This is a genomic window from Marinobacter sp. Arc7-DN-1, assembly GCF_003441595.1.
In the GTDB taxonomy this organism is placed as follows: domain Bacteria; phylum Pseudomonadota; class Gammaproteobacteria; order Pseudomonadales; family Oleiphilaceae; genus Marinobacter; species Marinobacter metalliresistant.
This window is the reverse complement of record NZ_CP031848.1, coordinates 3,925,100-3,939,467: the sequence shown is the minus strand read 5'-3', so window position 1 is coordinate 3,939,467 and position 14,368 is coordinate 3,925,100. Positions and strand designations below refer to the sequence as shown.

Sequence of the window (14,368 nt, the reverse complement as noted above, 5' to 3'; positions counted from 1 at the left end):
GATTACACCCTTCCAATCGCGAAGCTGCGGGCATAGGCTTCGGCACGATCCGAATCAAAGGTCTTGCCCATGATGGTGTGGGTCTTGTAGGTCCTGTCCGGTGCCGTGTAGCCCAGTTCTTCCATGACCTTGCCGGTCTCGCCCGCCAGGTAGACCTGTTCGGCGATCCCCTTGTAATCCACGTCGCCTTCGATATAACCCCAGCGCTTCATCTGGGTGAGAATCCAGACACCCATGGAGTGCCAGGGGAACGGATCGAAGTCGATACGGTCCGGTACGTTTTTCACCTCGCCCAAACCATCGGCGTAGTAGCCGGTGAGCACCTGCTGGATCACCGGAACCGGCTGGTTCAGGTAGTTCTTTGGTGCAATGGCTTCGGAAATTTCCTTGCGGTTATCCGGATTGTTGGAGTACTGGGTGGCGTCGATGATCGCCCGCAGCAGGGCGCCGTAGGTATTCGGGTTCCGGGTGGCGAACTGCTGGCTGCAGGCAAAGGCGCAGCACGGGTGGCCTTCCCAGATGTCCTTGGTGAGCATATGGATGAAGCCCACCTTCTCCCACACCGCACGCTGGTTGAACGGGTCCGGAGACAGGTAGCCATCCAGGTTACCGGCACGCAGGTTGGCAACCATCTCGGGCGGCGGCACCACGCGGATCTGTACGTCCTTGTCGGGGTCGATACCGTTCTCGGCCAGGTAGTAGCGCAGCAGGAAGTTGTGCATGGAGTATTCGAACGGCACCCCGAACTTGAAGCCTTTCCACTGTTTCGGGTCCCGCTTGTCCTTGTGATCCACATGCAGGACGATGGCCTGGCCATTAATGTTCTCAACCGCCGGCATGATAAACGGCTCGGGTGTTGAACCGGCGCCCATGCTCATGGCCAGGGGCATGGGGGTCAGCATATGGGAAGCGTCGTATTCGCCTGCCAGGGACTTGTCCCGGGCCACCGCCCAGCCGGCGGTTTTGGTAACGGTCACATCCAGGCCGTAGCGCTCATAAAAACCCATGGGGTGCGCCATAATGATGGGCGTGGCACAGGTGATAGGCACGAAGCCGACGTTGAGTTTGGTCTTCTCCAGCTTGCCCAGGGATTCCTTGACCGCCGCCTTGGCCTTGTCCATGGGAAAGACGCTGCCCAGCAGCGCGGCCGCGGTGCCCGCCCCCATCATTTTCATGAAGCTCCGGCGACTGTGATCGTTGTGGCCGAACACCGACCGAACCACCGCGCTCTCGATTGCCCGGTCCATCATGACCTCGGAATCCATGGCGCCTTCGGAGGCCGATGCATCCTGGCTTGTCGATTGCTGGAGATTCAGAGGCACCGACGGCGTTTCCTGCCCGGGCTTGCATTCCGGACAGCCACAGGTTCTGGCGTGAATCAGTGACTGGTCACCGTCAAACGGATTACCAAGGCTTTTTGTGGTCATGGGGCACTCTCCCTAATCTCGGGTTGTTTTTGCACTCTCGCGGTGCAGCCAAGGTGCAGTTCGGATCCGGAGTTGAAAAAGGGCCGGACCTTTTTTACGTTCTGAAAGAGCTATCGCAGGGTTTGTGCCAACTGCTGTTTTTTTATTAATGCGCTGTTTTAACTGGTGTTTAAATCCAAGACTACGAATCTCACCAACTACGATTTTTCGTAGTTAACGATTTTTCGTAGCAAATGCCACGATTTTTCGTAGTTGGCACAGGGTTTGTCTGGTCTTATCCGGGATAACACAGGACAGACCCATGAGCCCCGAAAACGCCATCACTCCGATAGCCGCCACGAACTGGATCGACCACCTGCCCGAAGCCGCCCTGCTGGTGGATGCCAGCCAGGATCTGGTCGTTGCGGCCAACAGCGCCCTTGCCCGCATGATCGGCACGGACCGGCAATCCCTGACGGGCACCCCCTGCACCCTTCTGTTCCCTGACCAGCGCCCGCAACTGATTACCTTCACTGAAGAAACCCTGTTCCGAAGCCACGGCTGGAGCAAAGACTTCATGCTCAGGCGCAGGGACGGCCACACAGTGGAGCTGGAGATCTCCTCCTCCCGGGTTGGCGAGGCGGAATCCCGGAACGTCTTGCTGCTGCTTCGGGACCGCCGCCAGTTGCGTACCCTTCGGGAACGACACGATGCCAACCACTATCACCGGGGAGGGCTGCTCGAATGGCGACGGGTGGAGGAACTGTTCAAGGACATGGAACGGGAGAACCAGCTCATCCTGCACGCGGTCGGAGAAGGCATCTACGGCGTCGATGCGGAGGGGCGAACCACCTTTGCCAACCCGGCCGCGGAACGGATGCTGGGCTGGCGTATTGATGAGCTGATGGGCCGGGTCATTCACCGCGTTGTGCATCACTCCCATGCGGATGGCAGCCTCTTCCCCCTGAAAGAGTGCCCCATTTATGCTGCGTTCCGGGACGCCAGCGTGAAGCAGATAGGCGAGGACTGGTTCTGGCGCAAGGACGGCACTGGCTTCCCGGTGGAATACACCAGCACGCCGATTCTGGATAACGGCCATCCGGTGGGCGCCGTGGTGGTCTTCCGGGATATCTCGGCACGCCTCGAGGCCCAGAAAGAACTGCAGAAAGCGCTGGAGGAGGTGGAGACCCTCAAACACCGGCTGGAAATGGAAAACGCCTACCTGCAGGAGGAACTCAGCGCGGAATATCACTTTCACGAAATCCTTGGCCAGAGCGAGGCCATCCGAGCCATTGTGCAACGAATCAGCATGGTAGCGCCGACCGATGCCAACGTGCTGATCACCGGCGAATCCGGCACCGGCAAGGAACTGATCGCCCGCGCCATCCACCAGTCCAGCAGCCGGCGGGACCGGCCCCTGATCCGGGTGAACTGCGCGGCCATTCCCAAGGACCTGTTCGAGAGCGAGTTTTTCGGCCACATCAAGGGCGCGTTCACCGGCGCCGTCAGCGACCGCGTGGGCCGGTTCGAGCTGGCCGACGGCGGCACCCTGTTCCTGGACGAAGTGGGGGAAATCCCGCTGGAACTTCAAGGCAAACTGCTTCGGGTTCTGCAGGACCAGCAGTTCGAGCGCGTGGGCGAAAACCGCACCCGGGCGGTGGATGTCCGGGTCATCGCGGCCACCAACCGGGATCTGAAATCGGAAGTTCAGGAGAAAGCCTTCCGGGAAGACCTCTACTTCCGCCTGAACGTCTTCCCTATCGAGTCGGTGCCACTGCGCCGGCGCCGGGAAGACATTCCCATTCTCGCCCGGGAATTCCTGAACCGGGCCTGCCAGAAGTTCAACCGGCCCCAGCTGACATTAAGAGAGCGGGACGTGGAGACCCTCAAGGCCTACCAGTGGCCGGGCAACGTGAGGGAGCTGGAGAACGTGATTGAGCGCCAGGTCATCACCGCCAACGGCAGACTGGACCTGGATCTTCCCGGGCCGGATTCCGCCGCCAGACCCACGCCCGAACAAACGCCGCCGGCCCGGCATTTCAACGGCGAACTGATGACTGAACACGAACTCAGAGAGCTGGAAAAACAGAACCTGACAAAGGCCCTGGAAATGAGTGGCGGCCGGGTATTCGGGGAGGACGGGGCGGCGGCGATGCTGGGCATCAAGCCAACCACCCTCACCTCGCGGCTGAAAAAACTCCGGATTGAGCCCAGAAATTTTCAGGCCCGTCAGATTTGAAGTGTGAGGAGCGGGGGGAGGCAGACCAAAACCGGAGCTGCCTCCCGGGCCAGATCAGATCAGCTCAATGGCCACGGCGGTACCCTCGCCCCCACCAATACACAGTGAAGCTACGCCACGCTTCAGGCCACGCTGCTTCAGGGCATTAATCAGGGTAACGATGATCCGCGACCCCGAAGAACCAATCGGGTGACCAAGGGCGCAGGCGCCACCGTGGACGTTGACCTTTTCGGCTGGGAGTTTGAGCTCGTTAATGGCCGCCAGGGTGACCACCGCGAAGGCTTCATTGATCTCGAACAGATCCACGTCGTCCACGCTCCAGCCGGCTTTCTTCAGCACTTTTTCGATGGCACCGATGGGCGCCAGGGTGAACTCGGCCGGCAAGCGGGCATGGGTGGCGTGGGCCAGGATACGGGCCTGGGGCGTCAGGCCGCGGGCGTCGGCTTCAGCAGCGGATGCCAGCACCAGCGCAGAGGCGCCGTCGCTGATGGAGCTGGAGTTGGCGGCGGTCACCGAACCGTCTTTGGCGAAGGCCGGTTTCAGATGCGGGATTTTCTCCGGTTTGGCGTTGCCCGGTTGCTCGTCAGTGTCGACGTTGGTGTCACCACCACGGCCAGAGACAGTCACTGGAACAATCTCGTCCCGGAACCAGCCGTTTTCGATGGCGGCCAGGGATTTCTGCAGGGAGCCGATAGCGAATTCATCCATGGCCTGGCGGCTGATGTCGTATTTGTCAGCAGTGCGCTGGGCGAACACGCCCATCAGGCCGCCTTCATAGGCGTCTTCCAGGCCGTCCAGGAACATGCTGTCCATCACCTGGCCGTGGCCCATGCGCATGCCGGCGCGGGCTTTGGGCAACAGGTACGGCGCCTGGCTCATGTTTTCCATGCCGCCGGCGATCATGATGTTGTTGGTGCCGGCCTTGATCTGGTCGTGGGCCATGATCACGGCCTGCATGCCGGAGCCGCACATCTTGTTGACGGTGGTGCAGCCGGAGCTGTCCGGGATGCCGGAGGCACGGGAGGCCTGGCGGGCCGGGGCCTGGCCGAGGCCCGCGGGCAGTACGCAGCCCATGATCACTTCCTGGATGTCAGCCGGCTGGAGGCCGGAGCGTTCGATGGCCGCCCTGATGGCGGTGGCGCCCAGATCCGGGGAACGCACGGAACTGAGGGAGCCCATCATGCCGCCCATTGGTGTTCTTGCGGAACCTGCTATTACTACGTCATTGCTGTTCATTTGATTGTCCTCCTGATTTGGGGGAGGGCCCGATCAGGGGGATGCCTTTCCGGGACACGCGGTATATACGTCCCTGTACGCTTGTCCAAAACATCCATGTTTTGGACAGTCCCGGAAAGGCATCCCCCTGCTCGGACCCCAAACATTCGAATTGCCCTCTATAGAACCGGATTAGGTTCCCGGGTTTCAGGCTTTGCCCAGCACAGAACGGGCAATAATTTCTTTCATCACTTCCGAGGTGCCACCGTAAATCCGCTGCACCCTGGCGTCGATAAAGTTCCGGGAGATCGGGTACTCCGTGGTATAGCCGTAACCGCCAAACAGCTGCAAACAACCATCGGCCACGCGACACTGCATCTCGGTGGCGCTGTACTTGGCCATGGAGGCAGTTGGGGCATCCAGCTCGCCCAGATCGTACTGATCAATACACTGGTCCACGAACGCCTTGTTGACCCGGTAATCGGTCTCCATGCGGGCGATTTCAAACCGGGTGTTTTGCAGTTGGGCCAGTTTCTGGCCGAACAGTTCCCGCTCCTGGGCATAGGCGATGGTCAGGTCGAGGGAGCCACGGGCGGCGGCAACACCAAGGGCACCAATCACCAGCCGCTCCCGGGGCAGCTCGCGCATCAGGTACATGAAACCCTGCCCTTCCTCACCCAGAAGAGCAGAAGACGGAATGCGCATATCCGAGAAGAACATCTCGGAGGTGTCACCGGAATGCTGGCCGATCTTGTCCAGGTTCCGGCCCTTGCTGTAGCCCGGCAGTGACGTATCCACCAGGAACAGGCTGATGCCTCGGGCACCGGCTTTGGGATCCGTCTTGGCGGCCACGATGACCATGTCGGCGTGCTGGCCGTTGGTGATGAAGGTCTTCGAGCCATTGAGGATGTAGTCGTCGCCATCCTTCACGGCACTGGTGCGGATCGCCTGCAGGTCACTGCCGGCGCCGGGTTCGGTCATGGCGATGGCGCCAACCGCCTCCCCGGAAACCAGCTTTGGCAGCCACTGCTGCTTCTGCTCTTCGCTGGCAAGGTGGCTAAGGTACGGCGCAACAATATCCGAGTGCACCATCACATTGGTGGACAGCGCGCCGAACCCCATGCGGGCAAGCTCTTCTCCCACAACCACGGAGAACTGGAAGGGTGCACCGACCCCCCCGCACTCTTCGGGCACGTCGACACACAGCATGCCGGCGTTGCCGAGGGTGTTCCACAGCTCCCTGGGCACGATGCCGGTCTTCTCCCAGGCTTCGTAATGAGGCTTAACCTCGGCTTCCAGAGCCCTGATCACCGACTCACGGAACATCGCCAGTTCTTCTTTATCAACAGACATGGTCATGAATGTCTCCTGCAATTGAATGATGTCACTTGGGCGCCATACGCAGGGCGCTATCGAGGCGGATGACCTCGCCGTTGAGAACCGGGTTACGCACCATCTGGTCTACCATCATGCCAAACTCCTCCGGTTTGCCGAGCCGCTTCGGGAACGGCAGCGTAGCAGCCAGGCTCTCCTGAACTTCTTCAGGCATGCCAGCCATCATCGGCGTCATGAACAGTCCCGGCGCAATGGTATTCACCCGGATACCTTCCCGGGCCAGCTCACGGGCGGACTGGAGTGTCAGAGAAACCACGCCACCCTTGGAAGCACTATACGCCGCCTGGCCGATCTGGCCTTCATAAGCGGCCACCGACGCCGTGTTGATGATCACGCCACGCTCACCATCGGCATTCGGCTCACGCTGGGCCATTTCCGCCGCCGCCAGGCGCATAATGTTAAAGGTGCCAATAAGGTTGACCTGGATAACCTTGCTGAAGTTCTCCAGCGGCATCACACCATCACGGCCCAGAATCTTCGAGGCGGGGGCAATACCGGCACAGTTCACCGCAATGCCGCAATGGCCATGGGCTTCCCGTGCTGCCTTGATGGCTGCCTCGGCGCTGTCCGGCGAGCTGACATCGCACTCCAGGAAGATCCCGCCGATATCCGCTGCCACCTTTTCACCCTGCGCTTTCTGAAGATCCAGAATAGCCACCTTGCACCCGGCAGCCGCCAGCGCACGGGCAGCACCCTCGCCCAGCCCGGAAGCCCCGCCTGTTACAATGGCTGCTACATTTTTAAATTCCATCGTTCACTCCCCCTTTTCAGGATTCTGTTTGTTTAAAATCGGACTCTAAAACTACTTTACGTTTACGTAAACTTTATCTAACCTAAGTCTAAAAAGGAAATCCCAATGGACATAAAGAAGACATTCAGCATCAGCGAGCTCGCCAAAGAGTTCGATGTAACAACCCGGAGCATTCGTTTCTACGAAGATCAGGAGCTGCTCAAGCCCTCACGGCGCGGGCAGACACGGATCTTCAGTTCAAAGGATCGGGTGCGCCTGAAGCTCATCCTCCGGGGCAAGCGCATGGGTTTTTCCCTGGCCGAAACCAAAGAGCTGTTTGACCTGTGGGACGAAACCCTCAGCGGAAATGAGAAACAGCTTCACAAGATGCTGACCATTCTGGCCAACAAACGAGCACAAATGGAACAGCAAAAGAACGACATTGCCCAGGCGGAAATGGAAATAGACACAGCCGAAACCCGGTGCCGCGAAGCCCTGGCTGAACTGCAGAACAAAAAGAAACAGCAGGCCCTGGCCGACGACGAAGCCCGGCAGACCGCTGAACACCAATGACAAAAACCAAAGGTAGCCAACGATGAAATCACAATACTCAGAGCTCAATTTCGGCCTCGGTGAAACCCTCGACATGCTGCGTGAGCAGGTCAACGGCTTCGCCGCCGCTGAAATCGCACCCCGCGCCGAGGAAATCGACCGCAACAACGAGTTCCCCATGGACCTGTGGCGGAAAATGGGCGACATGGGCCTGCTGGGTATCACCGTGAGCGAAGAATACGGCGGCTCCGACATGGGCTACCTGGCGCATGTCATCGCCATGGAAGAAATCAGCCGCGCCTCCGCCTCCGTTGGCCTCTCCTACGGTGCCCACTCCAACCTGTGTGTAAACCAGATTCACCGCAACGGCACCGAAGAGCAGAAACAGAAATACCTGCCGAAGCTCGTCAGTGGTGAACACATCGGCGCCCTGGCCATGTCCGAGCCCAATGCCGGCTCCGACGTCATCTCCATGAAGCTCAGCGCCAAAGACGCCGGTGACCACTACGTCCTCAACGGCACCAAAATGTGGATCACCAACGGCCCGGATGCGAATACCTACGTCATCTACGCCAAGACCGACACCCAGGCCGGCTCCAAGGGCGTTACCGCCTTCATCGTAGAACGCGACGCCCCGGGCTTCAGCCGCCACCAGAAACTCGACAAACTCGGCATGCGCGGCTCCAACACCTGTGAACTGGTGTTCGAAGACTGCAAGGTTCCCAAAGAAAACATTCTGGGCGGCGTTGGCAACGGCGCCAAAGTCCTGATGAGCGGCCTCGACTACGAGCGTCTCGTCCTCTCCGGCGGTCCCCTGGGCATCATGCAGGCCGCCATGGACGTGGTCGTCCCCTACATCCGCGAGCGCAAACAGTTCGGCCAGGCCATCGGCGAATTCCAACTGGTACAGGGCAAAGTCGCCGACATGTACACCTGGATGAACACAGCCAAGTCCTACGTCTATATGGTCGCCATGTCCGCCGACCGAGGCGAAACTACCCGCAAAGACGCCGCCGGCGTCATTCTCTACTCCGCGGAAATGGCCACCAAACTGGCTCTGGACGCCATCCAATTGCTCGGCGGCAACGGCTACATCAACGAATACCCGACTGGCCGACTGCTGCGGGACGCCAAACTCTACGAAATCGGTGCCGGAACGTCCGAAATCCGCCGGATGCTGATCGGCCGAGAGCTGTACCTGAACAAGTAAAACGCAGCTTCAAGCCAGAGGCTGTCCAAAGCGAAGAAAGCCAGGGACGGCCAGCACCCAAAGTATGACGGAGGGGGCGGCGGCAGGACGGTCCGGGAATGTTGGAGGCCAAGGATGGCCGGAAACAAGCGCACATGGACGTGCTCGTAGCGGTTCCCGGAGCGACACCCCGCCAGTCCCGCCGCCCCGAAACTCGAGGCCCGGAAAACATGACGATACTGCAAAGCAAAATAAACCCGAGGTCTGACGAATTCCAGGCCAACCAGGACTCCATGGCAACCGCCGTAGCGGACCTGCGCGACAAAGTTTCCACCATCCAGCAAGGCGGTGGCCCCTCCTACCAGGAGCGCCACATCGCCCGTGGCAAACTGCTGCCCCGCGAGCGCATAAACCGCCTCCTGGACGACGGCTCCCCCTTCCTGGAAATCGGCCAGTTCGCCGCCTACAACGTCTACGATGAAGAAGTCCCCGCAGCGGGCGTCATTGCCGGCGTGGGCCGCGTCTCCGGCACCGAATGCATGATCATCGCCAACGACGCCACGGTGAAAGGCGGCAGCTACTACCCGCTGACCGTCAAAAAACACCTGCGCGCCCAGGAAATCGCCCTGCAGAACCGCCTGCCCTGCATCTACCTGGTCGATTCCGGCGGCGCCAACCTGCCAAGACAGGACGAAGTCTTCCCGGACCGCGACCACTTCGGCCGCATCTTCTACAACCAGGCCCGCATGTCCGCCGACGACATCCCCCAGATTGCCGTCGTCATGGGCCTGTGCACCGCCGGCGGCGCCTACGTACCCGCCATGGCTGACGAATCCATCATCGTCCGCAACCAGGGCACCATCTTCCTGGCCGGCCCGCCGCTGGTGAAAGCCGCCACCGGTGAAGTGGTCAGCGCCGAAGACCTGGGCGGTGCCGACGTACACTGCAAGATCTCCGGTGTTGCCGACCATTACGCCGAAAACGACGCTCACGCCCTGGAAATCGCCCGGCGCTGCGTCTCCAACCTGAACCGCCGCAAGCCAGTGGACGTCGAGATCCGCAAGCCGAAAGCGCCGCTGTACGACGCCGAGGAAATCTACGGCATCGTCGGCACTGACCTGCGCAAACAGTTCGACGTACGCGACGTGATCGCCCGCATCGTTGATGGCTCCGAGTTTGACGAGTTCAAACGCTACTACGGCCAGACCCTGGTGACCGGTTTTGCCCATATCCACGGCTATCCGGTGGGCATCATCGCCAACAACGGCATCCTGTTCGGTGAGTCTGCCCAGAAAGGCGCGCACTTTGTGGAGCTCTGCTGCCAGCGCAACATCCCGCTGCTGTTCCTGCAGAATATCACCGGCTTCATGGTCGGCCAGAAGTACGAATCCGAAGGCATTGCCAAGCATGGCGCCAAGATGGTGATGGCCGTGGCCTGCGCCAACGTGCCCAAGATCACCGTACTGATCGGCGGCAGCTTCGGCGCCGGCAACTATGGCATGTGCGGCCGCGCCTACAGCCCGGACTTCCTGTGGATGTGGCCCAATGCCCGCATCTCGGTGATGGGTGGCGAACAGGCCGCCGGCGTCATGGCCACCGTGCGCCGCGAGGGCATGGAACGTAAAGGCCAGGAGTGGAGCGCCGAAGAAGAGGCCGAATTCAAACAGCCGATCATCGACACCTACGAGCACCAGGGCCACCCCTACTACGCCAGTGCACGGCTGTGGGACGACGGCGTGATCGACCCGGCCCAGACCCGCGAAGTGGTTGCCCTGAGCCTGTCTGCCACCCTTAACCGCCCGGCCAAACCGACACGCTTCGGCGTGTTCCGGATGTAATCGGGGAGAATGACATGACAGACACCGAATCCGCAGTTCTGCTCAGACACCGCGCCGGGGGCATTGCCGAGGTGGTCCTTAATCGCCCCGACAAACGCAACGCCTTTGACGACGTGATCATCCAGCAGCTGATCAACACCCTCACCGAGGTGAGCTCCAACAGCAAAACCAAGGTGGTGATCCTACGCTCCGAGGGCAAGCATTTCTCCGCCGGGGCCGACCTTGGCTGGATGCGCCGCATGGCCGACAACGGCCACAAGGAAAACCTGGACGATGCCCGCCAGTTGGCCCGGCTGATGGAAGTACTCAATGGCCTGCGCAAGCCGGTGATTGGCCTGGTACAAGGTGCCGCCTATGGCGGCGCCGTGGGCCTGGCCGCCTGCTGCGACATCGTCATCGCCACCGAGAAATCCAGCTTCTGCCTGAGCGAAGTGAAACTCGGCCTGATCCCGGCGGTGATCAGCCCCTACGTGGTAAGCGCCATTGGGGAACGCCAGGCCCGCCGCTACTTTATCTCTGCCGAAGTGTTCAACGCCCGGCAGGCACAGGACTACGGCCTGGTGCACATCGTCTGCGACGATGTCGAGGCCATGGAAGCCCGCTGCAACGAGATGGTGCAACAACTGGTCACCAACGGCCCGGAAGCCATGCGGGCTGCCAAGGACCTGGTATTTGCCGTTAGCCACAAGCCCATCAACGACGACGTGATTGACGACACCGCGCACCGCATAGCGGATATCCGGGTGGGTGAAGAGGGGCAGGAAGGGCTCAATGCCTTCCTGAACAAGCGCAAGGCCAACTGGGTTCCGGAGACAGACTAATGTTCAGCAAAATTCTCATTGCCAACCGGGGCGAAATTGCCTGCCGGATCATACAAACCGCCCACCGCATGGGTATTCGCTGCGTGGCCGTCTATTCAGACGCCGACGCCAACGCCCGGCACGTGGCCATGGCCGACGAAGCCTTCCACATCGGCCCGGCACCCAGCTCCGAGAGCTACCTGCGAGCCGAAAAGATCATCGAGATTGCCAGGAAGAGCGGTGCCCAGGCTATTCATCCGGGCTACGGCTTCCTCTCGGAGAACACCGGCTTTGCCGAAGCCTGTGAAGCCAATAACCTGGTGTTCATCGGCCCGCCCTCCCCGGCTATTGCCGCCATGGGCTCCAAGTCCGCCGCCAAGGCCATCATGGAAAAAGCGGGCGTGCCCCTGGTGCCCGGTTACCATGGCGACGACCAGGACCCGGAAACACTCCGGGCAGAAGCCGAAAAATGCGGCTTCCCGCTGCTGCTCAAGGCCGTCGCCGGCGGCGGTGGCAAAGGCATGCGCGTGGTAGAGCGCATGGAAGACTTCGACGACGCCCTGGCCGCCGCCAAACGGGAATCGAAGAACGCCTTCGGCAACCCGGATATGCTCATCGAACGCTACCTGACCCAGCCACGGCACGTGGAAATCCAGGTATTCTGTGATCAGGATGGCAACGGTGTGTACCTGGCCGAGCGGGACTGTTCTGTGCAGCGCCGCCACCAGAAAGTCCTGGAAGAAGCCCCGGCCCCCGGCCTGAGCGAAGACACCCGCAAAGCCATGGGTGAGGCGGCGGTAAAAGCCGCCCAGGCCATCGACTACGTAGGCGCCGGCACCGTCGAGTTCCTGTACGACGTGGACGGCTCCTTCTTCTTCATGGAAATGAACACCCGCCTGCAGGTAGAGCACCCGGTCACCGAAATGGTCACCGGCCAGGACCTGGTGGAATGGCAATTGAAGGTAGCCTGGGGCGACCCGCTGCCGCTGGAGCAGTCCCAGGTAAAAACCCGGGGCCACGCCCTGGAAGCGCGTATCTATGCCGAAGACCCGGACCAGGACTTCCTGCCCGCCACCGGCAACCTGCGCTACCTGAGCACCCCGGATGAAAGCGCCCACGTGCGTGTGGATACCGGCGTTACCGAAGGCGACGACATCAGCATCCACTACGACCCAATGATCGCCAAACTCATCGTGTGGGATGAAACCCGGGACCAGGCCATCAACCGCATGGTTCAGGCCCTGGAGCACTACCGCATTGCCGGCGTGAAAACCAACATCCGGTTCCTGCACGCCCTGGCCGATGCCCAGCCGTTCCGGGAAGCGGACCTGACCACCGGCTTTATCGACGATCACCGGGAACTGCTGTTCCCGAAATCGAAACTCGATACCCACAAGGCCCTGGTACTGGCCGCCGGCTTCGTACTGGAGCAGCGTAAATCCCGGGAAGTGGTGAGCACCGACCCCTGGTCACCGTTTGGCCGCCAGAACAGCTGGCGCATGAACTCCGAATACGCCCAGCCCCTGCAACTTCAGGTGGGTGAGGAGATTCACGACCTGAAGATCCTGGAACGGGACGACCGCTATCAGGTGTTCGTGGGCGGCAGCGTATACAACCTCACCGCCCGCCTGGATGACGATTACCTGCAGGCCGTGATCAACGGCCACCGCATCAGCATCCACGGCAACCTGCACAACGACCAGTTGGTGCTGTTCTACGAAGGTGACACCTTCAACTGCACCCTATACCGGGAAACCTACGGCTTCGAGGAAATAGCCGGCGAAGGCAGCCTGGCCGCGCCCATGAACGGCGCCATCGTGGCCGTTCAGGCCAAAGTCGGCGACAAGGTCACCGCCGGCCAGAGCCTGGTGATCATGGAAGCCATGAAGATGGAACACGCCATCAAGGCCCCGGCCGACGGCGTGGTGACGGAAATCTTCTTCGCCGAAGGCGACCAGGTCTCAGAAGGTGCCGAACTGATCGCCATTGAAGTGACTGAAGAGGAGGCAGGCTGATGGCCTTTCCCAGACAGGTTCGCCTGGTTGAGATGAGCCCCCGGGACGGACTCCAGAACGAGCCCGGCCCGGTGATCGCCACCGCCATCAAAACCGGGCTGATCGACCGCCTGGCAGACAGCGGCCTGAGCCACATTGAGGCCGCCAGCTTTGTGTCCCCGAAATGGGTGCCGCAGATGGGCGACGCCGCCGAAGTGATGGCCGGCATTACCCGTAAGCCCGGCGTACGCTACTCCGCCCTCACCCCAAACCTGAAAGGCTTTGAGGGCGCACTGGCAGCCAAGGCAGACGAGGTTGCGGTATTCGGCGCTGCCTCCGAATCCTTCACCAAAAAGAACATCAACTGCACCATCGCCGAAAGCCTTGAACGCTTTGCACCGGTAGTGGAAGAAGCCCGCAAGCACGGCATCCCCGTGCGCGGCTATGTTTCCACCGTGATGGGCTGCCCTTACGAAGGCGACATTGCTCCCGAGCAGGTCGCTGCCGTGGCCAAAGCCCTCTACAACATGGGCTGCCACGAAATCTCCCTGGGCGACACCATCGGCGTGGGCACACCCATCAAAGCCAAGCGCATGCTTGAAGCCGTCGCCGCCCATGTTCCCCTGGAAAAGCTGGCCGCCCACTTCCACGACACCTACGGCCAGGCCCTGGCCAACCTCTACGCGGTGTTGGAAGAAGGCATTGCGGTTATCGACGCCTCCGTCGCCGGCCTCGGCGGCTGCCCCTATGCCAAGGGCGCTTCCGGCAACGTCGCCACCGAAGACGTGCTATACCTGCTTAACGGCCTGGGTATAGAAACAGGTGTTGATCTCGAAAAATTAGTGGCAACCGGCGACTGGATCTGCGGCCAACTGAACCGTGCAAATGGCTCCAAAGTAGGACAGGCGCTAGGCGGTAACTGCCAATGATTAACGTGGTGAGCGGGTACGACTTCCCGGGACTGTCTGCAGCATGGATGCTGCAGGCAAGCGTACAGGGAGGTATTCACA

At 60.8% G+C, this 14,368-nt stretch carries 11 protein-coding genes; 7 read left to right on the top strand and 4 right to left on the bottom strand.

All coding sequences use genetic code 11. The features are described from left to right. Positions 1–2: 2 nt before the first annotated feature. Positions 3–1,427 (bottom strand): ABC transporter substrate-binding protein, encoded by a 1,425-nt coding sequence (locus D0851_RS18520; RefSeq protein WP_117619947.1) that lies wholly within the window; start codon positions 1,425–1,427, stop codon positions 3–5. A gap of 301 nt (positions 1,428–1,728) precedes the next feature. Between D0851_RS18520 and D0851_RS18515 the strand changes: the two genes are divergently transcribed. Next, positions 1,729–3,645: a sigma 54-interacting transcriptional regulator gene (locus D0851_RS18515; protein WP_117619946.1), complete on the top strand. Its 1,917-nt coding sequence runs from the start codon at positions 1,729–1,731 to the stop codon at positions 3,643–3,645. Between the two features lie 54 nt (positions 3,646–3,699). Here D0851_RS18515 and D0851_RS18510 read toward each other — a convergent pair whose 3' ends face one another. The 3 genes from D0851_RS18510 to D0851_RS18500 all read right to left on the bottom strand — a co-directional run bounded on the left by D0851_RS18510 (position 3,700) and on the right by D0851_RS18500 (position 7,006). Next, on the bottom strand, positions 3,700–4,881 hold the full coding sequence (locus D0851_RS18510; RefSeq protein WP_117619945.1) for a thiolase family protein: 1,182 nt from the start codon (positions 4,879–4,881) through the stop codon (positions 3,700–3,702). Positions 4,882–5,067: 186 nt separating this feature from the next. Beyond that, on the bottom strand, positions 5,068–6,219 hold the full coding sequence (locus tag D0851_RS18505; protein WP_117619944.1) for an acyl-CoA dehydrogenase family protein: 1,152 nt from the start codon (positions 6,217–6,219) through the stop codon (positions 5,068–5,070). A 25-nt stretch (positions 6,220–6,244) separates the two neighbouring features. Continuing rightward, positions 6,245–7,006, bottom strand: coding sequence for an SDR family NAD(P)-dependent oxidoreductase (locus tag D0851_RS18500; protein ID WP_117619943.1), 762 nt, complete (start codon positions 7,004–7,006; stop codon positions 6,245–6,247). Between the two features lie 105 nt (positions 7,007–7,111). Between D0851_RS18500 and D0851_RS18495 the strand changes: the two genes are divergently transcribed. The 6 genes from D0851_RS18495 (at position 7,112) to D0851_RS18470 (ending at position 14,287) form a co-directional block, all read left to right on the top strand. Beyond that, positions 7,112–7,558, top strand: coding sequence for a MerR family transcriptional regulator (locus tag D0851_RS18495; RefSeq protein WP_117619942.1), 447 nt, complete (start codon positions 7,112–7,114; stop codon positions 7,556–7,558). Positions 7,559–7,580: 22 nt separating this feature from the next. After that, the gene (locus D0851_RS18490; protein ID WP_117619941.1) at positions 7,581–8,747 is read left to right on the top strand and encodes an isovaleryl-CoA dehydrogenase; all 1,167 of its coding nucleotides are present in this window, start codon (positions 7,581–7,583) and stop codon (positions 8,745–8,747) included. 209 nt (positions 8,748–8,956) lie between these two features. Beyond that, a complete protein-coding gene (locus tag D0851_RS18485; protein ID WP_117620471.1) occupies positions 8,957–10,564 on the top strand; it encodes a carboxyl transferase domain-containing protein in 1,608 nt (535 codons plus the stop codon). A gap of 14 nt (positions 10,565–10,578) precedes the next feature. Next, positions 10,579–11,385: an enoyl-CoA hydratase-related protein gene (locus tag D0851_RS18480; protein WP_117619940.1), complete on the top strand. Its 807-nt coding sequence runs from the start codon at positions 10,579–10,581 to the stop codon at positions 11,383–11,385. Continuing rightward, positions 11,385–13,379, top strand: coding sequence for an acetyl/propionyl/methylcrotonyl-CoA carboxylase subunit alpha (locus D0851_RS18475; RefSeq protein WP_117619939.1), 1,995 nt, complete (start codon positions 11,385–11,387; stop codon positions 13,377–13,379). Before D0851_RS18480 ends, D0851_RS18475 begins: the two co-directional genes overlap by 1 nt. Further along, positions 13,379–14,287, top strand: coding sequence for a hydroxymethylglutaryl-CoA lyase (locus tag D0851_RS18470; protein ID WP_117619938.1), 909 nt, complete (start codon positions 13,379–13,381; stop codon positions 14,285–14,287). The genes D0851_RS18475 and D0851_RS18470 overlap by 1 nt, the downstream gene beginning before the upstream one ends. Positions 14,288–14,368 lie beyond the last annotated feature (81 nt).